At 69.2% G+C, this 20448-nt stretch carries 21 protein-coding genes; 10 read left to right on the forward strand and 11 right to left on the reverse strand.

Annotated features, from left to right (window positions below):
* Positions 1-87: 87 nt before the first annotated feature.
* Together IEQ44_RS15185 and IEQ44_RS15190 are read right to left on the reverse strand one after the other, a co-directional pair.
* Complete coding sequence (locus tag IEQ44_RS15185) at positions 88-345, reverse strand: hypothetical protein (RefSeq protein WP_193639325.1); 258 nt, start codon at positions 343-345, stop codon at positions 88-90.
* A gap of 143 nt (positions 346-488) precedes the next feature.
* Complete coding sequence (locus IEQ44_RS15190; protein WP_193639326.1) at positions 489-719, reverse strand: hypothetical protein; 231 nt, start codon at positions 717-719, stop codon at positions 489-491.
* 517 nt (positions 720-1236) lie between these two features.
* Here IEQ44_RS15190 and IEQ44_RS15195 point away from each other — a divergent pair.
* The 4 genes from IEQ44_RS15195 (at position 1237) to IEQ44_RS15210 (ending at position 4604) form a co-directional block, all read left to right on the forward strand.
* A complete protein-coding gene (locus IEQ44_RS15195) occupies positions 1237-1689 on the forward strand; it encodes a hypothetical protein (RefSeq protein ID WP_193639327.1) in 453 nt (150 codons plus the stop codon).
* A 276-nt stretch (positions 1690-1965) separates the two neighbouring features.
* The gene (locus tag IEQ44_RS15200) at positions 1966-2211 is read left to right on the forward strand and encodes a DUF2188 domain-containing protein (RefSeq protein ID WP_193639328.1); all 246 of its coding nucleotides are present in this window, start codon (positions 1966-1968) and stop codon (positions 2209-2211) included.
* A gap of 160 nt (positions 2212-2371) precedes the next feature.
* Positions 2372-2644, forward strand: coding sequence for a hypothetical protein (locus tag IEQ44_RS17085; RefSeq protein ID WP_227487582.1), 273 nt, complete (start codon positions 2372-2374; stop codon positions 2642-2644).
* A gap of 28 nt (positions 2645-2672) precedes the next feature.
* Complete coding sequence (locus IEQ44_RS15210) at positions 2673-4604, forward strand: AAA family ATPase (protein WP_193639330.1); 1932 nt, start codon at positions 2673-2675, stop codon at positions 4602-4604.
* A gap of 133 nt (positions 4605-4737) precedes the next feature.
* On the opposite strand, the gene IEQ44_RS15215 is transcribed toward IEQ44_RS15210, so the two are convergent.
* Positions 4738-4998: a hypothetical protein gene (locus IEQ44_RS15215; protein WP_193639331.1), complete on the reverse strand. Its 261-nt coding sequence runs from the start codon at positions 4996-4998 to the stop codon at positions 4738-4740.
* Positions 4999-5221: 223 nt separating this feature from the next.
* Between IEQ44_RS15215 and IEQ44_RS15220 the strand changes: the two genes are divergently transcribed.
* Both IEQ44_RS15220 and IEQ44_RS15225 read left to right on the forward strand, forming a co-directional pair.
* A complete protein-coding gene (locus tag IEQ44_RS15220; RefSeq protein WP_193639332.1) occupies positions 5222-5776 on the forward strand; it encodes a SigE family RNA polymerase sigma factor in 555 nt (184 codons plus the stop codon).
* Between the two features lies 1 nt (position 5777).
* Positions 5778-6935, forward strand: a complete 1158-nt coding sequence (locus IEQ44_RS15225; RefSeq protein WP_193639333.1) for a TolB-like translocation protein — start codon at positions 5778-5780, stop codon at positions 6933-6935.
* A 6-nt stretch (positions 6936-6941) separates the two neighbouring features.
* On the opposite strand, the gene IEQ44_RS15230 is transcribed toward IEQ44_RS15225, so the two are convergent.
* From IEQ44_RS15230 to IEQ44_RS15255, 6 genes are all read right to left on the reverse strand, one after another.
* On the reverse strand, positions 6942-8186 hold the full coding sequence (locus IEQ44_RS15230; protein ID WP_193639334.1) for a sensor histidine kinase: 1245 nt from the start codon (positions 8184-8186) through the stop codon (positions 6942-6944).
* Positions 8179-8907, reverse strand: a complete 729-nt coding sequence (locus IEQ44_RS15235) for a response regulator transcription factor (RefSeq protein ID WP_227487583.1) — start codon at positions 8905-8907, stop codon at positions 8179-8181. The genes IEQ44_RS15230 and IEQ44_RS15235 overlap by 8 nt, the downstream gene beginning before the upstream one ends.
* Positions 8904-9290, reverse strand: coding sequence for a hypothetical protein (locus IEQ44_RS15240; protein ID WP_193639336.1), 387 nt, complete (start codon positions 9288-9290; stop codon positions 8904-8906). The genes IEQ44_RS15235 and IEQ44_RS15240 overlap by 4 nt, the downstream gene beginning before the upstream one ends.
* Complete coding sequence (locus IEQ44_RS15245; RefSeq protein ID WP_193639337.1) at positions 9290-11107, reverse strand: Ig-like domain-containing protein; 1818 nt, start codon at positions 11105-11107, stop codon at positions 9290-9292. The genes IEQ44_RS15240 and IEQ44_RS15245 overlap by 1 nt, the downstream gene beginning before the upstream one ends.
* A gap of 147 nt (positions 11108-11254) precedes the next feature.
* On the reverse strand, positions 11255-11860 hold the full coding sequence (locus IEQ44_RS15250) for a signal peptidase I (protein WP_319804710.1): 606 nt from the start codon (positions 11858-11860) through the stop codon (positions 11255-11257).
* Between the two features lie 48 nt (positions 11861-11908).
* Positions 11909-12466 (reverse strand): TasA family protein, encoded by a 558-nt coding sequence (locus tag IEQ44_RS15255; RefSeq protein ID WP_193639338.1) that lies wholly within the window; start codon positions 12464-12466, stop codon positions 11909-11911.
* A gap of 441 nt (positions 12467-12907) precedes the next feature.
* Between IEQ44_RS15255 and IEQ44_RS15260 the strand changes: the two genes are divergently transcribed.
* The 3 genes from IEQ44_RS15260 (at position 12908) to IEQ44_RS15270 (ending at position 15608) form a co-directional block, all read left to right on the forward strand.
* The gene (locus IEQ44_RS15260; RefSeq protein WP_193639339.1) at positions 12908-14305 is read left to right on the forward strand and encodes a dicarboxylate/amino acid:cation symporter; all 1398 of its coding nucleotides are present in this window, start codon (positions 12908-12910) and stop codon (positions 14303-14305) included.
* 128 nt (positions 14306-14433) lie between these two features.
* A complete protein-coding gene (locus IEQ44_RS15265; RefSeq protein WP_193639340.1) occupies positions 14434-14793 on the forward strand; it encodes a hypothetical protein in 360 nt (119 codons plus the stop codon).
* The gene (locus IEQ44_RS15270) at positions 14790-15608 is read left to right on the forward strand and encodes a hypothetical protein (RefSeq protein ID WP_193639341.1); all 819 of its coding nucleotides are present in this window, start codon (positions 14790-14792) and stop codon (positions 15606-15608) included. The genes IEQ44_RS15265 and IEQ44_RS15270 overlap by 4 nt, the downstream gene beginning before the upstream one ends.
* A gap of 10 nt (positions 15609-15618) precedes the next feature.
* On the opposite strand, the gene IEQ44_RS15275 is transcribed toward IEQ44_RS15270, so the two are convergent.
* On the reverse strand, positions 15619-17328 hold the full coding sequence (locus IEQ44_RS15275; protein ID WP_193639342.1) for a BCCT family transporter: 1710 nt from the start codon (positions 17326-17328) through the stop codon (positions 15619-15621).
* Positions 17329-17422: 94 nt separating this feature from the next.
* On the opposite strand from IEQ44_RS15275, the gene IEQ44_RS15280 reads away from it, so the two are divergent.
* Positions 17423-18694, forward strand: a complete 1272-nt coding sequence (locus IEQ44_RS15280) for an Nramp family divalent metal transporter (protein WP_193639343.1) — start codon at positions 17423-17425, stop codon at positions 18692-18694.
* Positions 18695-18780: 86 nt separating this feature from the next.
* Here the strand turns inward: IEQ44_RS15280 and IEQ44_RS15285 are convergent, their stop codons facing one another.
* A complete protein-coding gene (locus IEQ44_RS15285; RefSeq protein ID WP_193639344.1) occupies positions 18781-20088 on the reverse strand; it encodes an HNH endonuclease signature motif containing protein in 1308 nt (435 codons plus the stop codon).
* Between the last annotated feature and the right edge of the window lie 360 nt (positions 20089-20448).

Consider the following 20448-nt stretch of genomic DNA (forward strand, 5'->3'; position numbering starts at 1 on the left):
AATTAGTGCCTTGCCGACGCACTAAGAACAAGCATCACCGCAGGTCAGCGCGTTCCAGCCCTCAGGAATCTGTGCAAGTGACCCAACTCAGGACAGACGGTAGGCCATGCGGCGATCGGCAGACCAGACGGTGGGCCGCCCAGCGAGCGGCCAGTCGAGGGTCGGGTCATGGACCCAACAGTTCCCTCCACGGGCAGCGCACGCCTCGCGTGCGTGAACCCGCGTGAGGACCCCGTTGGTCACAGACACCAGGTCGAACGCCACCAGATCGAACGCGTCAGCCAGCATCGCCGACTGATCAGGGTTCAGCGGTTCGTCAGCCGAGCGAGAAGGCAGGTTGTCCATGCGAGCAAGTGTGGCTTCGGCCACCGACAGAACCCGGGCGATGCACGTCACGAGGCAGCGGACCACGTGGCTCTCGACACGCGCACGTGAACCGACAGCGCCTCCGGGCTCTCGACTGGCCAAGCACCTCGCAGTGCGGTTGCCTAGGGTGTCGTGAACCGGACTGGGGTCGGCTCCACGTCGCCCAACGAGTGCTTGTGACATCGCACGTCGAGCCAGAACCGCCGCTGGTCCTGCGCCGGTGAGCCGGGCTGACCGCAAACCGTGCACAACCCCGCGGCGCGATCAATGATCCGACGCACCGTCTCGTGAGCGCGCTCGGCGTGGGACGAACCTTCGTCAGGGTGCTCGAAGACGACATCAAGGTGCCCCATGTCCTGCTTCACTTGGCGTACCCGACAGCCAGGCGCGTTCTCGTCGAGCCAGGTCAGGGCCTTGGTGAGCGGCTCACTCCAGCCGACCGGCGCACTCCAAGACAGATCAGCGTCCCGGTGGACAATCTCGTCCTGCTCCACGGTCCCTCCAGCGCGTCGTCACGGTGTAGGGCCACGCTAACGCCTGGAGCCGACAGGAGCCTGGCTGCGGCGCGCGCCCGAGCGTTCGCCGCTGGGGCCCTGAGCAGCATGTTCTCCCAGCCGGATTCCTTGACGGACTCCTGACTGGGAGAACGACGCTCCAACCCGGGCTCTACCGGGAGCATCACCTCGGCTTCGCTGCGTCTCGGCCCGTTCGTACCCGTCCGGTGAGCATCGCGCTCGCCGGCCTCCAGGGCTGGGTTCCAGTCGAGAAGAACGGACACAACCAGTCTAGGCGACGCGCCCGCGTGAAGAGGCAGGCTGGCTTCGCGCGAGGCGAAAGCGCCGTGCGGCCCATCTACGCATGTTCGAGGTCATGTTGAAGACCCCTTTTGCCGCCGCTGCTCTGTCCCTCCTCGTCTTGAGTGGGTGTGCCTCCGGCGCTGACCCCGCGGAGGAGGTCGCCCCTGTAGCCACTCCGGCTCCGTCTCAGGAGGCGACTGCTGGCGCGAAGACCAAGGCGAACCCGGGGCGCAAGATCGCGAAGCGCGTCGCGAAGATCGAGCCGGGCGCGACCTGGCACTCAGAGATTGAGTCCATCGATGTGACCGAGCCGAGGCGAGCCGAGGTCCACACGAGCGTCGTCGACCCTCGCGGTGCCGACGGCAGTCCAGAGGCCCAGCAGGCCCGATCCATCTGCTTGGCCGTCGTGTCCGTCATGAACGACCAGGGGATCGCGGATCCGTCGGTGACGGTATTCGAGAGCGACGGCACCTCGTTCGTCCTGCATGGACACCCGGCGTACCCCGAGCCCTGCACCGAAGTCTGAGTTCGGCACCGCTTGGGCGCCAACGAGGCCACGCCGAGCATGCGTACTTACACGCCAACCACTACACGCGTCACTCGAAACTGTCGGTCCCAGGTGAGACAATTCTGACTGCTCGGAGAGAGCCCCTTCGTTGCAGCGGAGGGGCCCTCTGAGCCGAGGTCTGCGACCTGGTTGCCAGTTGGATTCCGGCACCAGTGAGCATAAGTCGGGTACCGCACAGGCAGTCAATAGGGGCTGCCACCCAGCCTCGGCTCGTCAAGCGAGCACGAGGAAGAGATGTCGAATCAGAACAGACGGCACGTCGTGCCGAACCCGAACGGCGGCTGGGACGTGAAGGCCCCCGGTGCCAAGCGCGCCAGCGCTCACACCGACACCCAGAAGCAGGCCCAAGACCGGGCCCGCGAGATCGTCAGCAACGCCGGCGGGGGCGAAGTCCGCATCCACGGTCGCGACGGCAAGGTCCGCGACTCCGACACGATCGCGCCCGGGAACGACCCGTTCCCGCCGCGCGACAAGAAGTGAGCCGAGAATGACGCGCAACACCTGGCCACGCGACCGCTATACAGGGCCTGGCGGCGGCCTCTACACAGGCCCGGGGGGCGGCCTCTACACCGGCAGCGGCGGCGGAGCCTCGCCTTATGCGGGCGGAGGGCTGTCCGTCTACTCCGGGGGAGGGCTGTCCGTGTACTCCGGGGGAGGACTCTCCGTGTACTCCGGGGGAGGACTGTCCGTCTACTCCGGAGGTGGTCTCTCCACCTACAGCGGCGGGGGTCTCTCAACGTCGCCGGGCGGCGGGCTTTACAACGGTCCGGGCGGGGGCCTCTGGGACGGGCCATGCTCCGAGCCCTACCGAAGCAACATTCCGCCCATCCACGTGTTCATCCCCAAGTTGCGTGAGCACGGCTTCGCGTGGGCGGCGGACATCCTCGCCGAAGCCCACGGCCTCAACCTCTGACGCGCTCGCCCGGCCAAAGGACCCACCCATGCGTTGTATCCGCATTGACTTCGAGGGCTATAAGCGCCTGGCCGACACCGGCTGCAACGTCGACGGTGACATCATCGCCTTCGTCGGACTCAACGAAGCAGGCAAATCCAGCCTGCTGGACGCGCTGGTCTGGCTGACCGCCGACGACCCCACGCCACTGCCCGTGGGGCACATGAACCGCAGTCACCCGGTCGATGACGACGACCCCGTCGTGTGGGCAAAGTACGAACTCGAACCAGACGACCTCGCCCTCCTGTCTGACCTCGACTTCCACGAGATGCCCACCCACTTCGTTCTTGAACGACGAAAGGACGGGACACCAGCCTTCGGCTTCACGCCCTGGCCCGAGAGAAACCCACAACCTTTCGAGGCTGCCCGAGCCCGGCTGGCATCCACACGCAAGCGTCTCGACGATCAGTTCACCACTCTGCTCGACCCAGACGACGAGGACGAAGGAACAGCCAGCGACTGGTGCGCCATCGCGGATGCCGCGCTGGCAGCACCCGACGACGCCTGGACCTCGGACACGACCGACGCCATCAAGCACCTCGTGGAGTGGCTCGAAGGAATCCCACCGACCGGTCGCGGCCGCCGCCCCCGCGACGCCAAGACCGCCGACCAACTCCGCACAGTCATGGACATCGCGTCTACCGACCACCCGCGCGACACGGGACGAAAGCGAATCCGCAGGCGGGTCCCCAAGTTCATCCTCTTCAACGAGGCAGACCGAGAACTCTCTACTGTCCACCCCCTCGCCGAGGAAGTCGCGCGGAACAACCTCCAGCCCGCCCTAGCCAACCTCCTCGAGGTCGCCGACATCAAGGTCCACACCTTGTGGGACTTCATCGAGAACGGCGACGGCAGTAGCCAGGAGAGTTATATCGAGACCGCCAACGAGAACCTCCAAGAGTTCTACAGCCAAGCCTGGAACCAGGCGAAGGTCGCCGTGCGCATCAAGGTCGACGCCCGACGGCTCGAAGTACGGCTCAAGGAACTCGGACGTAAGGGCTCGGTCACCGACATCGAAGAGCGCAGCGACGGGCTCCGAACGTTCATCGCTCTGTCCGCATTCCTGGCCGCGCAACACCTGGCAGTGCCACCGATCCTGCTCATCGACGAAGCAGAAACCCACCTCCACTACGACGCACAAGCCGACCTCGTCGGGGTGCTCCTCAAGAACGTCAACGCAACCCAGGTCTTCTACACCACCCACTCCCCGGGATGCCTGCCCACCGACCTCGGCACCAGCATTCGACTGCTCTCCAAGGACCAGCAGCACCACGACTCCAGTAGGCTCAAGGCTGACTTCTGGACGAACGAGGAACCAGGGTTCGCGCCCCTGCTCTACGCCATGGGTGCTTCAGCGGCAGCGTTCTCGGTCTGCCGCCGCGCCGTCCTTTCCGAAGGCGCTGCCGACATGGTGCTCCTGCCGACCCTCATCCGTAGGGCCACGGGAAAGACGGACCTCGACTACCAGATCGCCCCCGGTCTCTCGAACGCTCACGCGTACGGCATGCACATGGAGGAGATCGCAGCCAAGGTCGTCTACTTGACCGACGGCGACGCAGGCGGCGACAAGCACCGCAAGGCCCTCATCTCCGCGGGCGTCCGCGAGGAGCGCGTCTTCCACCTCCCCAAGGGCCTTGCCTCCGAAGACTTGATTCAGCGTCAGCAGTACGTCGACGTGGTCAACCCGATGCTGCCGTCCGATAAGAAGGTTGCCGCCCAAGATCTCGCCGACGGTCAGCCCATCGCCAAGTCGCTCCAAGACTGGGGCCGACGAGAGGGGATCAAGACGCCCGGCCACGTCGCAGTCGCCTACGCCATCCTCAAGCAAGGCGACGCCATCCGACTCACCCCGACCGCGAAGCGAGCACTGGTCAAACTGGACGAAGGGTTCAACGACGCGTTCAGCCAGCGCCTCGTCTGACGAACCGCCGTGATTCGCGCTCTCGCGAGAACCGGAGTGACAATCGGATGAGACTTGACAGCTGATGACGAGCTGACTGAGAGTCACCCCTGAGAGGCCCGGAACCACATGGTTCCGGGCCTCTTGGCGTGGGTCATCCGGTCAGGGTCTGCGCCGAGCAGGCCGCCATGCGCGCGGCCGACGGGACCGCGGGCAGCGCCCGGGGATCGGCCCCCTGCTCGACGGCACGCAGGACGTCGGACAGGTGCTCCACCCGCTCGTCCACGGTCCGCACCGTGGCGTCGACACACTCGCCGCCCGGCAGGTGACGGATCGCGCCGGCGACGGAGAGCGGCTGGGACAGGACCACCAGCGCGGCTCCCACCAGCACGCCTGCCACCGGTGCTCGCAACACGCGCTCGCCTTTCGCCGTGGCCCTGGTCCGGGTGCCTGGTCCGGGCCTTTGGCCCGCTGATCGGAACGTATCCCCGGGGCGGCCCCCTTCTAACCGGCTGAGACACCGCCGCGGCAGGTTGCCCAAATCCGGGTAGTCACTGCTGGGTCGAGGACCGAGGTTCACCGCGACACAACCAGACCGGCGTCTGCGGGCGTCAGTGGGGCAGAGGAGGTGGTGTCTGATGGTCACCGTGACCGCAGAACCGGAGTTGCCCACGTACGAGGGCTTCGCCCGTGAGCAGTGGCCTGCGCTCTACCGCTACGCCTACCTCCTGACCGGCCACCACGCCGACGCCGAGGACCTCGCTCAGCAGGCCTTGCTGAAGGCGTACGGGGCCTGGTCGAAGGTCCGCCGTGCCGACTCACCCACCGCCTACCTGCGGCGCACCCTGACCAACACGTTCGTCTCCGACCGGAGACCCAAGCGACGCCGACTCGAACTCCTCACCGACTCGCCGCCCGACCGCGCGCAGCCGTCCCACCAGGACCCTGACGAGCGGATGGCCCTGTGGCCCCACGTGCGCGACCTGCCGCCACGGCAACGCGCAGTCGTCGTGCTCCGCTACTACGAAGACCTCTCCGAGCGGGAGATCGCCGCGACCCTCGGCTGTTCGACCGGCACGGTGAAGTCCACCGCGCACCACGCCCTGCGCGCACTCAGGGCCGCAGTCGGCGGACCCGAGAACGTCGCGAGCAGTGACACGAGCAGCGACATGACGCAGGGCAAGGAGAAGTGACATGACCCCCCAGAGCGAGCGTGACCTTGAGCGGGTCCTGACCCGCGAGCTCCACCACGTCGCCGACACCCTCGACGTCCCGCCGGCCCCCGCTGCACCAGCAACGCCGGCTGCGGGGGAGCGTACGCGTCGCGGGGGCCCGATCTGGCTCGCCGCTGCGGCCGCCGTCGTCCTCCTGGCGGTGGGCGCCCCGGCCCTGCTCTCCCAGACCGGCAACGACCTTGACCCCGCGCCTGCCGGGCCCGAGGTCGCCGGGGTTTCGACGGCCCCCGCCAAGACCCCCCACGTCGTCGACGGCGCCCTTTTCGTCGACGGCGAGCAGGTGCCCGGTCGGTGGTGGTCCGTCCGCTCAGGCGCTGACGTGTGGCTGGCCTGGCGCGAGTTCGGTGCCTTCGCGTGGGGTCGCGGATCGACCGTGCACGAGTTGGACACCGGCGATGGCGCGCCCCGCCTCTCGCCCCTCGGGCGCCACATCGCGTATGTCAGTGATCGCGGTGGCGACGACGTGCTCACCGTCCTCACCACGAGCTCCGGTACGCGGTTGAAGCCGACACCGGTGACCTTGCGCAGTGGCAGCTCCGAGGAGTTCACCAACGTCATCGGGGTCACCGACGAGGCGCAGGTCCTCCTCCGCCGCGGCGGGCGGGACCTGCTGTGGTGGCCCGGCGCGGAGGAACCGCTGGACCTCTCCGTCACTGCCCCGGGGCTGGAGGTGCTGTCAGTGACGGGGTTCGGCATCGTGACGCGCGACGAGGACACCGGGGAGACCCAGCTCTCCCGGCTCGAGGGCGGTGGCCAGCTCTCGACGCTCTACGCCCTGCCGGAGCACGACGACTTCCTGTTTGACCCGACCGGCACCCTGCACCTGTGGACGCCGGCCGGCACCACGGGCGGCGATGTCACCGAGGTGGCGGACCTCCTGGTTGAGGTCGGCTACGGGGACGGGGAACGGATGAGCGCCCCCGAGGGGTGGGCCTTCAAGACCCGCATGTGGCAGTGGGAGGACGACCGTCACGTGGTGGCCCCCGTCGTGTCGACGTCAGGCGACGACCAAGACGAGCGGATGGTCCGCTGCCAGGTGGAGGTCGCCGACCCCGAGGGCGTCGTCGAGGGGACGGAGTGCGTCCTGCTCGAGGAGCAGTGGATCGACCAGGGCTAGGCCGGGTCAGGAGGGCTGGCTCCGGTCCGGCAACGCCAGCACGAAGGTCGTGGTGTCGGTGTCCGCGACGCTCAACCGGCCACCGAGGGAGGCCGCCAGTTGCGCGGCGATGGTGAGCCCGAGGCCGTGGCCCGTGCTGTCGGCACCCTGGGTGCCCCGGTTGAAGACCTCGTTGCTGACGGTGGTGGTGCCCTCGTCGGAGACGGTGAGGTGCACGAAGGCGTCGAGGCGGTGCGCGCCCACCGTGACTCGCCCCTGCCCGTGCGAGCACGCGTTCTCGATCAGCACGTCGAGCACCTGCAGCACCGGGCCCGGCGCCACGTGGACGACCAGGGGCTCCGGGGTGTCCTGCACGAGCGGACGGTCGTGCTCCTCCAGCTGCGGGGCCCAGCGTCCCAGCGCTCGCCCGACCAGGTCGCGCAGGTCGAGCTCCACGGCCTCGGCCAACCGGCGGCCGCGGGAGAGCTCGAGCAGGTCGGTGATGGCCTCGCTGAGCCGGTCGAGCTCACCGATGTTGGCGGTGAGCTCGTCGGCGACCGCCGGCGGCGTCTCCGGCCACATCGACAGGTCCTCGAGGGTGAGCCGCAGCGCCGTTATGGGCGTACGCAGCTGGTGCGACGCGTTGGCGGCGAACTCCCGCTCGCGGCGCAGCAGCTCGTCGAGCTGCGTGGAGGCCAGACGGAGGGCACTGCCGATCGCCTCCGCCTCGGGCACCGCGTACTCCCGCAGCTCGAGGTCGAAGTCGGCGGCCGCCAGCTGCTCGGCGGCAGCGGCCAGCTCGTCGAACGGGCGGGAGAGACGACGGGCCAGGAGGTAGCCGACGATCGCGGAGAACACGATCAACCCCAGACCGACCGAGACCAGCGGGATCAGCGCCTCGGAGACCCGGTCGCGGATCACCTGGTCCGAGCGGGTGAGCCTCAGCGAGCCGCCGTTGCCGAGCTCACGCTCCTCGACCAGCACGGTGCCGGCCTCGCCCGGCTCACCGACGCGCACCTGCTCACCGGTGGGGCTCACGTAGTCGATCGAGCCCCGCTCCAGCTGGAAACGCGTCAGGTACTCCTCGTCGATGACGTTGCCGGCCTCCTCGCGCTCGACGAGCAGGGCGGCCAACATCGTGGCGTTGCGGGAGACCTTGACCTCCTCGTCGCGCTCGACCTGGTCGGCCAACAGGTAGGCGCGCGGCACGGCGTACATCGCGATCATCGCGACCGTCAGCCCCACTAGCGCGGCGACGAGTCGCTCACGCATCCGGTGCGTCCTCCAGGCGGAAGCCGACCCCGCGCACGGTGGTGATCCGGACGGGGGCGTCGGCCTCCTCGAGCTTCTGGCGCACCCGCCCCATCGTGGTGTCGAGCATCTTGGTGGAGCCGTACCAGTTCTCGTCCCACACGCCGCTGATCAGCTGCTCGCGACTGACCACGGCGCCACGGCTGGCGTCGAGCATGGCCAGCACGTCGAACTCCTTCGTGGTCGCCGCCAGCTCGGTGTCGCCGACCCAGATCCGGCGCGCCTGGACGTCGACCCGCAGGCCGTCGGTCGCCGGGGCGTCCGCGGACTGCGAGGGTGCCGGTGCGGCAGCCGTCTCGGAGGCGGCGCCCCCGCTGCGGCGCAGCAACGCCCGGGCGCGGGCCAGCAGCTCCGCCAGCCCGAACGGCTTCGCCAGGTAGTCGTCAGCACCCACGTCGAGGCCGACGACGCGGTCGAGCTCCCCGTCGCGCGCGGTGAGGATGATGATCCCGCCCAGGTAGCCCTGCTCGCGGGCGCGGCGGCACACGTCGAGTCCGTCGACGTCTGGCAGACCCAGGTCCAGCAGCAGCAGGTCGACCCGGGTCTCGGCCAGCGCGGCCAACGCGGGCGTGCCCTCGGCGAGGCGTCGGACCTCGTATCCCTCACGCTCCAACGTGCGTACGAGCGGGGCAGCGATCTTGTCGTCGTCCTCGACGACCAGCACCTGGGAGGCCATGCTCATGGAGCATACGTGCGCGCGGCCCGCCGGAGCCTCGAGCGCTGCCGGTGCTCCGTGGTCTGGAGCGTCCACACGACGAGCGGCAGGACGAGCAGGGCGGCGTGGGAGACGGTCAAGCTCGAGCGTCCGGACCCGGGGATGCCCAACGTGAGGCTGAGCAGGGTGCCGAGGCCGGTCACGCCCGCCACCAGGGTGGCCACCAGGTGGGCCTCGAAGGAGCTGCGGAACCACAGGAGCACCGCGGAGACCGTGGCGGCGACGAGGGTGGCGGCCACCACCAGGAGCGAGCTGGTCGCGTCGGCGACCAGGGCGCGCTGGAGCAGGAGGGCGGCGATCACGGCCGTGGCCACGGAGGTGAGCCGGGAGAGCCGGCGGGCGTGGGTCATCAGAACTCCCGGTCGAGGGGGCCGGTCTCGAGGACGGGCGCGGTGGAGAGGGGGCGGCCGACCGTGTCGGTGACCAGGGCGGACGGGGTCCAGACCATGGTGCTCGAGCTCGAGACGGTCTTCGGTGCGGTGAGGTGCCACGCCCGCAGCGACCCGAAGGAGATGGTGACGACCGTGCGCGGGGTGCCGTCGGGCCCGGCCACGGTGGTGGCCGTCATCGTGGAGTCGAACTGGGCGCTGCGGCCGGCGAGGATGTAGTCCTCCTTGAGGTTGACGACGCCCAGGTTGATGGGGGCCTCGTTGGTGGTGACCACGTCGAAGACGTCCTCGTCGCTGCCGGAGAAGTAGCTGGAGCCGGTGTCGCGCACGCGGGCGATCACGGCGCGCGGCTGACCGTTCCAGCCGGCCAGGATGCTGGCGGGGTTGACCTCGTGGCTGAACGTGTAGGTGAAGGAGTCGCCGGTCTCGGACCTTCCGACGGTGTCACCGCCATTGGCCGACTGGACGTCCGCCCCGAGGAACGTGACGGCGACGCTGCGGGTGACGACTGTCGAGGTCGTGGTGCGCCCGAGTCCGTCGACCATGACGGCGCGCAGGCTCCACTGACCGTTGGCTACCCGCGTGGTGTTCCAGACGCAGGACCACGGGGCTGCGGTCCTGGTGCACAGGTCGGTCCAGGTCGAGCTGCCGGCGGGGGCGACCTGCAGCCTCACCGAGGTGATGCCCACCCCGGAGGTCGCGGTGGCGCTCACGGGCACGGTGCCGGACAGGCTGCCGGTGCGCACGTCGACCGTGACGGTCGGCGCGACGTTCTCGATGAGGCGGGGGCCGACGACGGCGGAGGTGGTGCTGTTGCCGGCGAGGTCGGTGGCCATGGCTCGGAAGGACCACTGGCCGTCGGCGAGCGCGGTGGTGTCGACGCTGCAACCCCAGGGTGACTGCGTGGCGGTGCAGAGGTCGCGCCAGGCGGCGGCGCCGACGGGGGTGCCCTGCACCACGACGCGAGCCACGCCGGAGTGGGCGTCGCTGGCGGTGACGGCAAAGGGGCGTACGCCCTTGAGCGGGCTGCTCGGGTCGGTGAGCGCGACGCTGGGAGCCACGTTGTCGGTGGTCACGGTGACGGTCGCTGAGGTGGCGACGGCGCGACCGGCAGCGTCGAGCACGACCGCGCGCAGCTGGTGGGCGCCGGGGGTGACGGTCGTGGTGTCCCAGCTGCAGGCGTACGGGCTGGACAGGGAGTCGCAGAGCGTCGTGAAGGCGCCGCCGACGGGCGCGCGCTCGATGCGGACGGTGTGGGGCAGCGCTCCGACCTCGCGTACGTCGGCGGCCAGGGCGACGGTGCCGCGCACCGTGCTCGACGGCGCGGTGAGGACGATGGACGCGCGGTTGGCCACGGTCGTCCGCACCACGGCCGAGGTCGCCTCGTTGCCGGCCTTGTCGACGGCGCGGGCGCGCAGGGCGTACTCGCCGTCGGTGAGGCCGGCGGTGTCCAGGCTGCACGTCCACGGGGCGGCGGTCACGGTGCAGACCTGCTGCCAGGCGCTCGCACCCGTGGGGCGGCCCTCGACGACGACCCGGGCGATGCCGGAGTCGGCGTCGGTGGGGGTGGTCCTCACGGTGACGGTGCCGGAGACCGAGGGGCCGGGGTCGGTCACGGTGACGGTCGGCGGGGTCCAGTCGGCGGCTGCGGTGACGCTGCTGACGGCCTGGCTGGAGGAGGTGAAGATCGCCGACGACGAGCGTGGACCGTGCACGGCGAGCACCGCCAGGAGGAGGGCGACGGCGAGCACCGAGACGTTGCGTGCGGTGGTGGTCATCGTTCCTCCTCTCGGGCCGGTCGTGGCGGGTGGTGCTGCGGTCTTTTTCGCTGTCTCCGACGCTAGTGAGCGCTGGTCCAGCGTTGTCCCACACCAAGACCCCAGGTGCTCCACGTTTTGCTACGCGGCGCACCCGGGGTCCGGGCCTCAGACCGTCTGCGGACGGTCCGGCCAGCGCCCGCCGACGGGGGGAGGGAGGGGGCGCTGGGTCTGGGGGGCGCGTGACGCCGGGCGGACGGCCTGCACGAGGTCGCGGAGGGCGAGCAGGGCGATCACGGCCGCCGGCACACCGATCGCGATGACGCGGTTGCGGGGGTCGGCGAGCGCGATGAAGAGGTGACCCACATGGGGGACGGTGGTGGTGACGACCGGCTGGGTGTCGGCGACCAGGGAGAAGGCCCACGGGTCGGGGTCGGGGTTGGCGTCACCCTGGGTGGTGAAGAGCGGCGCTCCGGTGGAGCTGGTCTCGATCTTCGTGATGCGGTGGGTGACGAGGGTCTGCAGGCCGCTGTCCGGCGGCGGCAGGTAGGTGATGACGTCGCCGACCTGGAGGTCGGCCACCGGCACATGCTTCTCGAAGGCGACGGAGCCCTTCTCGAAGGTGCCGGACATGGAGCCGCCCGTGATGACGTAGCGCTCGTAGCCCAGGAAGCCGGCGACGACGTACGCCGCGCTGCCCACCGTCACCGCCAGCAGCAGCAGGGTGGTGCTCACCCCGACGATGCGGCGGATGACGGAGGACAGACGCGACACGGGAACTCCTCAGGTGGTGGTGCAGAGCTGCTCAGGTGAGCAGGGGGATCACTGGTTGGTGGTGGTGCCGTCCAGCTGCACGGCGTCCCAGGTGTAGACGGCCGAGGCGGTCTTGCCCTGGTCGGCGTTGGTGGCGCCCTGGGCGAGGGAGACCGAGAAGGTGTACGTGTTGACGTCGCCGGCAGCGAACGTGCCGAGCGTGTTCGCCTTGTTGTCCTCGAGGGCCCCGAAGGTGCCCTTGAAAACCTCGGTGTTCGTCGTCGTGTTGGTGATCGTCAGCTTCAGGTTGTCGGCGGAGAAGCCGTTGACCGAGCTCTTCTCGGTGAGGGTGAAGTTGGCGGGCAGCGAACCGGTGTTGGTGATGGTCAGGGAGCCGTTGACGACGTCGCCGGGCTTGATGTTGGCGAGGTTGAAGACCGCCTGGCCGTCCTTGGAGTTGGCCTGCGTCAGCGTGCCGGAGGTGACGGCGCTGATCGTGTTGCCCGTGGTCGAGGTGAAGGAGGCACCCGAGCCGACCGCGATGGCGCCGGCGGCGAGGAGGGTGGCGAGGGGGACGAGGACCTTCTTGGAGCGGGTGGTCTTCGGGGCGGTGGTGGCGGCGTTCATGGGGTTCTCCTGAGGTGAGGTGTTCCTGGCCGAGGCGGTGGTGCCCGGCTGATGAGAAGAAATCTATGGAGCCGAGATCCACGTCCGGTCCACACGAGAACCCCCTGCGCCTCCTCGTTGGGTCACGGTTTGCCACACGGCCCTGACCTGGTCCACAACCGGTCCACACCACGGGTGGAGCACGAGGTGGGGCACGAGTGGAATGTTCCGCGCGGTCGTGATGTTGTGGCTGCCGTGACGGACTTCCGTGCGACCGAGGGCGAGCTGCTGACGCGCCGCCTCGTCGTCGACCTCGGACGTACGCACAGCACCCGCTGTCGATGACGAAGCGTCCCCTCAAGACCTCAGGACTGAAGACACTTCAGGACTGACTCCTCCTCGGCCGCCGGCGTGCGCTTCCGGCCTGACCTGCGGCTGCTCTCCTCGAAAGGCAATCCCTTCATGAGTTCTTCCGTGCAGTCGGCCACGTCCGAGCGGACGCCCGACCAGCCCGTACGCCGCCGGCGCCTCCCGTCCTTCGGCGTGCAGGTGCTCATCGGCCTGGTCCTCGGCGTCGTCCTGGGCCTGGTGGCCCGCGAGATGGGTCCGGCCGGCGTCGACGCCGACGGCGTGGCCGTGCCCAACTGGCTCACCGAGACCCTGACGATCGTCGGCACCACCTTCGTCACCCTGCTGCGCGCCATCGTGCCGCCGCTCGTCTTCCTCGCGATCGTCGCCTCGATCGCCAACCTGCGTGAGGTCACCGGCGCCGCCCGGTTGGCGGGCAAGACGCTGCTGTGGTTCGCCGGCACCGCCCTGGTCGCCGTCGTCATCGGCATCGCGCTGGGCCTGGTCATGGAGCCGGGGGAGAACACCTCGGTCTCCGCCGACGCGGCCGCCGCCCCCAGCCGCACCGGGTCGTGGCTCGACTTCCTCACCGGCCTGGTGCCGGTCAACATGCTGGGCCTGCAGGCCAGCGCAGGTGCTGACGGCTCGATCGGCCTGAGCTTCAACGTGCTGCAGATCCTCGTCGTCTCGATCGCCGTCGGCATCGCCGCGCTCAAGGTGGGGGAGGCCGCCGAGCCGTTCCTGGTCTTCGTGCGCTCCGCCCTGGCGGTCGTGCAGAAGGTGTTGTGGTGGGTGATCCTGCTGGCCCCGATCGCCACGGTCGGCCTGCTCGGTCGCGCGGTCGCGACCTACGGCTGGGAGGCGCTCGGCTCGCTCGGCACCTTCACCGTCGCGATCTACGTGGGCCTGGCCCTCGTGCTGTTCGTGGTCTACCCGACGCTGCTCAAGGTCAACGGCCTCTCGGTGAAGCAGTGGTTCTCCGGCGCCTGGCCGGCGATCCAGCTCGGTTTCGTGTCGCGCTCCTCGATCGGCACGATGCCGGTGACCCAGGCGGTCACCGAGCGCAACCTGGGCGTGCCGCGGGCGTACGCCTCCTTCGCGGTGCCGCTCGGCGCGACCACGAAGATGGACGGCTGCGCCTCCATCTACCCGGCGATCTCGGCGATCTTCGTGGCGCAGTTCTTCGGCATCGACCTGGGGGTCACCGACTACCTGCTGATCGCCTTCGTCGCGGTCATCGGTTCGGCCGCCACGGCGGGTGTCACGGGCGCGACGGTCATGCTGACGCTGACCCTGTCGACGCTGGGCCTGCCGCTGGAGGGTGTGGGTCTGCTGCTCGCCATCGACCCGATCCTCGACATGGGTCGCACCGCCACCAACGTGGCCGGCCAGACGCTCGTGCCGACGCTCGTCGCGAAGCGCGAGGGCATCCTCGACCAGAAGGCGTACGACGCCGGTCGCGGCGGCCAGGTCTGGCGCGAGGACGCTGCCGAGGTGCCCGCAGCGGCCTGATGCTGGACACCTCCCGCTGACGACGGCGCGCGGCCCTGGGCTCAGCGCCGTCGTCAGCGCATTCGGGGGGAAAACCATGGGTCGATCCATGCTGTCCACGGGGGATCCTGCCCGCTGCGCTCGCAGGGTTGCTGGGCATCTTCGGGTGGATCGTGGCCCGGGTGGTCGTCATGCAGCGCCGCGAGCGGCTCGAGGTGGCGGCCGGCTACCGGCTGGTGAAGTGGCGCGCCGGCACCTGGGGTCGTGACCCTGAACGCCGATTCCCTGCGGGATCGGGCCTGGCGGCGGCACCATGGGACCTGCGAGGGCTGTGGTACCTCGACGCCAAGGGCAACGTCCTGGCGCCGCCGGACCCCGCGGTCCTCCCGCCGGGGATGTGTCCGTCGCCGAACCGGCCGGGTCAGGTGGAGATGTGGACAGGAGCAGCGTGGATGTACGGGTACGAGACGCCGAGCACGCCCTTTCTCGACGAGGGGAGCGAGGTGTGAGCGCCCGCGTGTGGCGTACGTCCGCAGCTGCGGCCTGCCTGAGCCTTGCGCTGGTCGGGTGCGGCACCGAGAAGCCCTCCGCCGACGAGTGGGGGCCGATCGGTCCGGTCGAGTCGACGGGGTCGCCGTCGGGCACCCCCTCGGAGTCGCCCTCCGAGTCGCCGGCGGACGACGCGTCCGAGACCCCCGCGGGAGACCCCGTCGGTGAGACGGTGGCGCTGGCCGACCTGACCGCCGACCAGGCACAGCTGCACAGCGAGATTTTGCTATTCGAGGCCTTGGCCCAGGAGCAGACCGGCGACGGTTTCGGTGGGGGCACCTACAGCTTCCGTGACAGCGAGTCGGACTTCGGGTCGGGGATGATCCGGCCCGAGGGCATCACCCTCGCCGACGACTACGAGCTGACGTGGGCCGACGGCAAGCTCGAGGAATATGCGCTGGCCACCGACGAGGGGCTGACCATGACGTGGGAGGCGGGGCAGATCCACCTCTTCGTGCCCGTCGGGTCGGCGACCGACCAGGAGCTGCAGGACCTTGCGGTCGAGCTGGAGTCCCAGGTGGGGACGTGGCGCACGACCCACGGTTCCTTCCCCTCGATCTCGGGCGAGATAGACACCCTCGCCCTGCAGACCGACCTCTTCGACGAGGACACGAGCAAGACCGTCGAGATCGCGAAGCCATCCAGCGTGCGGATGGAGGAGTACTCCGGGTCCGGTGACGACTTCTCGGTCATCCTCGAGTCCGACACGAGTGGTGAGCAGGCGGTGCTGACCCAGGACGGCCTGACCTTCGCCAAGCCGGTCGCCGTCAGCTGACGACCCCTCTTCAGCCGGCCTGCTCCACACCCGCGGCGGCCGAGGACGCCGGGTCCTCGACAGTTGGGTCCACGACAGCTAGGTCCACGACAGCTGGGTCCTTGACCTTCGGGGTGGAGGTGACCTCGTCGCGGGGCACGATCGCGCTCTCGCCCGCGGGCACCAGCCCGCGGCGTACGACGAAGTGCTCCTGGCGCAGCGCCATGACGAGCATCGGCACCATCGCGAAGACCAGCACGAAGACCGGCAGACCCATCACGGTGATCACCTGCTGCAGGGTCGTGAGTGCCTCGTCGCCACCGAGGACGATCAGGGCGGCGGCCACCGCGCCCAGCGAGATGCCCCAGAAGGCACGCTGGCGGATCGGCCCGCCCTCGCTGTCGCCGGAGCAGAGCATGTCGACCACGAGCGAGGCCGAGTCGGCGGAGGTGGCGAAGAAGAGGGCGACCACGACGATCGCGACGCCGGACACGAAGGTGGCGGCGGGGAAGTTGTCGAAGAAGGCGAACATCGCCAGCGGCACGCTGTCGGCGACGGCCTCGGAGAGCTCGCCGCCACTGCCGCCGATGCCGTCGATCTCCATCGCCGACCAGCCGAAGATGACGAACCAGACGAGCGTGAAGGCCGAGGGGGCGAGCAGCACGCCGCCGACGAACTCACGGATGGTACGACCACGCGAGATGCGGGCCAGGAAGATGCCCATGAAGGGGGCCCAGGTCACCGTCCACGCCCAGTAGAAGACGGTCCAGCCGCCCTGCCAGCCCCAGCCGCCCTCCTTGGAGAACTCGGCCATGGCGTCGTTCCACAGGGAGAGTCGCACGACGTCCTGCAGGTAGAAGCCGAGGCTTTCGAGGATCTGGCGCAGCAGGAAGACGGTCTCGCCGGCGAAGAGCACGAAGACCATGAGCGCGACCGCCATGCCGATGTTGAGGTTGGAGAGTCGCTTCACACCCTTGTCGAGGCCCGCCACGATCGACGTGGTGGCCACGACCGTCAGGACCGTGATGATGGCGACGCGCAACCAGACGCTGTCGGCGAGCCCGGTGAGGGAGCTCAGGCCGGCGCTGATCTGGGAGGTGCCGAGACCGAGGGAGACCGCGAGGCCGAAGATCGTGCCGAGCACGGCGAAGACGTCGATCACCCGACCGGGCGTCCCGTGGATGCGCTCCTTGAGCAGGGGGTAGAAGGCCGAGGAGAAGCGCAGCGGCAGGTCCTTGCGGTAGACGAAGTAGCCGAAGGCCAGGCCGGGCAGCGTGAAGATCGCCCAGGTGTGGATGCTCAGGTGGTAGAGCGAGATGCTCATGGCGTCGCGCGCGGCGTCCACCGAGTAGGGCTCGACCCCGATCAGGGGCGGGGTGGCGAAGTGGGACATCGGCTCGGCGACACCCCAGAACATCAGCACGGTGCCGATGCCGCCGGCGAAGAGCATCGCAAACCACGAGAGGTTGCTGTAGGCCGGTTGGTCGTCGTCCTTGCCGAGCCGCAGCGCACCGTAGCGACTCAGCGCGACCCAGATGAGGAAGACGACCCAGCTCGTCACGCCCAGGATGAAGAACCACCCGAGTTGGGTGACAACCCACTCCCGACCGTCGGCGAACACCTCGCCGAGCGGACCGGGGAAGGCCAGCAAAGCGACGAGGATGACGAGCATCAGGCCGGCGGACCAGAAGAAGATGGGTGGGTTGGTCCTCAGTCCGAGCCTGCGCGCGAGTGCATCCATGGCAGGGAGGATTCGCTTGCGGTCGTTGCCTCAAACATGGACGTGCGTCACACCGACGCGTTTGTCACGCGTACGCGTGTGGCAGAACGGCTGTATGAGCGAAACCGGCGCCAACGTCGCGGCCGACCCGGCGCCGCCGAAGTGGCGGATCATCGGGCCGGGACTGGTCGTCGCCGCGACCGGCGTGGGTGCGGTCGACCTCGTCGCGACGCTGATCGCCGGCAGCAAGTATGGCTACGCGCTGCTGTGGTGCGTCGTCGTCGGCTGCGTGATGAAGGTGGTGCTCGTCGAGGGGGCCGGACGGTGGTCGCTGTCGACGGGCCGGACGATCTTCGAGGGCTGGCAGTCACTGGGGAAGTGGGCGACCTGGTACTTCGGGATCTACATCGTCATCTGGGGCTTCGTCTACGGCGCTGCGGCAATGGCCGGCACCGGGCTGCCGTTGGCCTCGCTCTTCCCCTTCATGAGCGTGACGTGGTGGGGCATCCTCAGCGGGTTGGTGGGGTTGGCGCTGGTCTGGTTCGGCCGCTACTCCGCGGTGGAGAAGGTCTGCGCCGTGCTGGTGGGGCTGATGTTCGTCGCGATGGTGGGGGCTGCCGCGCTGACGGTACCGAACCTGCCCGACATGCTCGGTGGACTGGTGCCGACGATCCCCTCGGGCGAGGGCATCGTGTACGTCCTCAGTCTCGCCGGCGGTGTGGGCGGCACGATCACCCTGGCTGCCTACGGCTACTGGCTGCGGGAGAAGGGGTGGGTGACTCCCCGGCACATGAAGGTGATGCGCCTGGACAACCGGGTGGCCTACACCGTGACCGGCATCTTCGTGCTGGCCACGCTGATCGTCGGCGCGGAGCTGCTCTACTCCGCCAACATCGCGGTGTCGACCGGCGACCGAGGGCTGCTCGACCTGAGCGAGGTGCTGCAGGACCGGTACGGCGAGTGGGCCGGCAAGATCTTCCTCGTCGGCTTCTGGGCCGCCGCCATGTCGTCGCTGATCGGCGTGTGGAACGGCGTCAGCCTGATGTTCGCCGACTTCTCCGCCCGGGTGCGCAAGCTCGCGCCGAACCACCCCGACGGCCTCGCGCACGGCCGCTTCTACCGCGGCTACATCCTGTGGCTCACCTTCCCGCCGATGGTGATGATGTTCCTCGGCCGCCCGGTCGTGCTGATCCTCGCCTACGGCGTCCTCGGCGCCTTCTTCATGCCGTTCCTGGCGATCACCCTGCTCGTCCTGCTCAACTCCGAGCGGGTGCCTGCGGAGTGGCGCAACCGGGTCTGGTCGAACGTGGCCATGTCGATCATCGCGCTCGCGTTCGTGGCGCTGGCGGCGAACGAGCTGTGGGGGCAGGTCAGCAAGTTCGTGTGAGTCCCGTCCTGAGGGCAGGACGACAGCTGGCGAGGACGTCGCCGGGGTCGTGGTGAGGGGGAGTGCGGGTCGCGTCATCGCGCGGACTACCTCCGTCGGTGGAAGCGGTAGTCGCCGGAGGCGAGTCGGGTCATGTCGTAGGTGTCGTCGTGGGCGCGGTGGTGGTGACGTGAGCACAGCAAGACCGCGTTGGCGAGATCGGTGGTGCCTCCGTGGGACCAGGGCATCAGGTGGTGGGCCTCGGTCCAAGTGCCGGGGATGGTGCAGCCCTCGGCGCGGCAGGTGGTGTCGCGGAGCAGTAGTGCTCGTCGTTGGGCCTTGGTGAAGAGTCGGAAGGCTCGGCCGAGGTCGAGGACTTCGGAGTCGGTGCCGAGGACGGCGGGGATGATGCGGGCGTTGCACGCCAGCCGTCGTGCCTGGCTGGCGGTGATCGTGTCGAATCCGTCGCCGGGGGTGCCGTTGTCCAGCGTCGCCATCCCGAGGCCGCTCTTCAGGTCGGCGAACGAGATCGTGACGGTGACGTTGGTCGCGTCACCGCCGTGGATCGGCAGCCGGGACGGGTCGAGGGTCTCCAGCAGTTGTCCGAATGCTTCGGCCAACCGACGGGGGTGGTTGACCACGAGACCGGTGCCCTGCTTCTCGGCCTGGGTCTTTTCATCAGCGGTGCGGCGGACGGCGCCGTCGGACAGCCGGGGGTTGGTGAAGGCGTGCAGGTAGGTCGACAACCGGGCCGCGACCGCATCGGGCACGACGCCGGAGATGCGGGTCAGGCCGTTGCCCAGGGCCCGCATCTTCAGGCGTTGTTTCTCAGCGGCGTGCTTCTCGGCCTCGGCGAGTTTGCGGCGTTCTTCGTCCTCGAACCGTTGAGGGTCGACGAGTTCGAGGATCCGGCGCCCGAGCTTGGCCAGGTCCGCAGGATCGTGCTCAGCGGCGAGCTGGACGAGCATCGCTTCGGCCTTGTCGCGTACCTCTTTGCCGACCCGGTCGGGCAGCTCGGCGATCGCGGTCGCGATCACCCGGGCCTGGCCGATGTTGACCCGGGCCTCCCGTACCGCTGCCGCGAGCACGGGCAGGTCCCGGTCCAGCGTGACCGCGAGCGTCAGGTCCGCCGTCGCGTCGCCGCGGCGTACCCGGGTCTCGCGGGCCATCCACGACGCGACCGAGCGACACCCGCTCACCTGGGCGACATCGCCAGAGGAGGCCATCAGCCGCAACCGCAGCTCCGTCAATTGGGTCTCCAGGGCCACCGAGCGCTTCAACGCCTCGGCCTTCTCCTCGGTGCTCATGAAGATCGGGTTCACCTCGGCCAGCGCCTTCAGCTCGGCCTCGATCACCGCCCACGCGGCCAGCACTCGCGACATCCGATCGACCTCCCCCACAGCCTTCGACGACACCGCCCCACGGCGGTCTGCACGTCGTTGCTCCTGGAGGCCCGGAACCACCGGACGATCACGTCACCCTCGCAACTGGCGCCACCGTCTCCGAGCCCCCCGCAGCAGCGGGAGTCGGTGTCCTGAGTGGCGACCTGCAGTCACTTTACTCGAACACCAGTTCGAACGCAAGCGCCGTTCGTCCCGAGGTGGCGGCCGAGGTCCCGGTCAGCCGTTGAGGACGGCGTGCGAGATCAGGTGGTCGAGCTTACGGATGTCGACACCCTTGTTGCCTGAGTTGGGTCACTTGCACAGATTCCTGAGGGCTGGAACGCGCTGACCTGCGGTGATGCTTGTTCTTAGTGCGTCGGCAAGGCACTAATT

It is taken from the genome of Nocardioides malaquae, assembly GCF_015070385.1.
Classification (GTDB): Bacteria; Actinomycetota; Actinomycetes; order Propionibacteriales; family Nocardioidaceae; genus Nocardioides; species Nocardioides malaquae.

What these genes read in the sequence shown, in the direction of transcription:
- IEQ44_RS15185 (WP_193639325.1), bottom strand. Translation starts at nt 345, where the DNA reads ATGGACAACCTGCCTTCTCGCTCGGCTGACGAACCGCTGAACCCTGAT.
- IEQ44_RS15190 (WP_193639326.1), bottom strand. Translation starts at nt 719, where the DNA reads ATGGGGCACCTTGATGTCGTCTTCGAGCACCCTGACGAAGGTTCGTCC.
- IEQ44_RS15195 (WP_193639327.1), top strand. Translation starts at nt 1,237, where the DNA reads ATGTTGAAGACCCCTTTTGCCGCCGCTGCTCTGTCCCTCCTCGTCTTG.
- IEQ44_RS15200 (WP_193639328.1), top strand. Translation starts at nt 1,966, where the DNA reads ATGTCGAATCAGAACAGACGGCACGTCGTGCCGAACCCGAACGGCGGC.
- IEQ44_RS15210 (WP_193639330.1), top strand. Translation starts at nt 2,673, where the DNA reads ATGCGTTGTATCCGCATTGACTTCGAGGGCTATAAGCGCCTGGCCGAC.
- IEQ44_RS15220 (WP_193639332.1), top strand. Translation starts at nt 5,222, where the DNA reads ATGGTCACCGTGACCGCAGAACCGGAGTTGCCCACGTACGAGGGCTTC.
- IEQ44_RS15225 (WP_193639333.1), top strand. Translation starts at nt 5,778, where the DNA reads ATGACCCCCCAGAGCGAGCGTGACCTTGAGCGGGTCCTGACCCGCGAG.
- IEQ44_RS15230 (WP_193639334.1), bottom strand. Translation starts at nt 8,186, where the DNA reads ATGCGTGAGCGACTCGTCGCCGCGCTAGTGGGGCTGACGGTCGCGATG.
- IEQ44_RS15235 (WP_227487583.1), bottom strand. Translation starts at nt 8,907, where the DNA reads ATGAGCATGGCCTCCCAGGTGCTGGTCGTCGAGGACGACGACAAGATC.
- IEQ44_RS15240 (WP_193639336.1), bottom strand. Translation starts at nt 9,290, where the DNA reads ATGACCCACGCCCGCCGGCTCTCCCGGCTCACCTCCGTGGCCACGGCC.
- IEQ44_RS15245 (WP_193639337.1), bottom strand. Translation starts at nt 11,107, where the DNA reads ATGACCACCACCGCACGCAACGTCTCGGTGCTCGCCGTCGCCCTCCTC.
- IEQ44_RS15255 (WP_193639338.1), bottom strand. Translation starts at nt 12,466, where the DNA reads ATGAACGCCGCCACCACCGCCCCGAAGACCACCCGCTCCAAGAAGGTC.
- IEQ44_RS15260 (WP_193639339.1), top strand. Translation starts at nt 12,908, where the DNA reads ATGAGTTCTTCCGTGCAGTCGGCCACGTCCGAGCGGACGCCCGACCAG.
- IEQ44_RS15275 (WP_193639342.1), bottom strand. Translation starts at nt 17,328, where the DNA reads ATGGATGCACTCGCGCGCAGGCTCGGACTGAGGACCAACCCACCCATC.
- IEQ44_RS15280 (WP_193639343.1), top strand. Translation starts at nt 17,423, where the DNA reads ATGAGCGAAACCGGCGCCAACGTCGCGGCCGACCCGGCGCCGCCGAAG.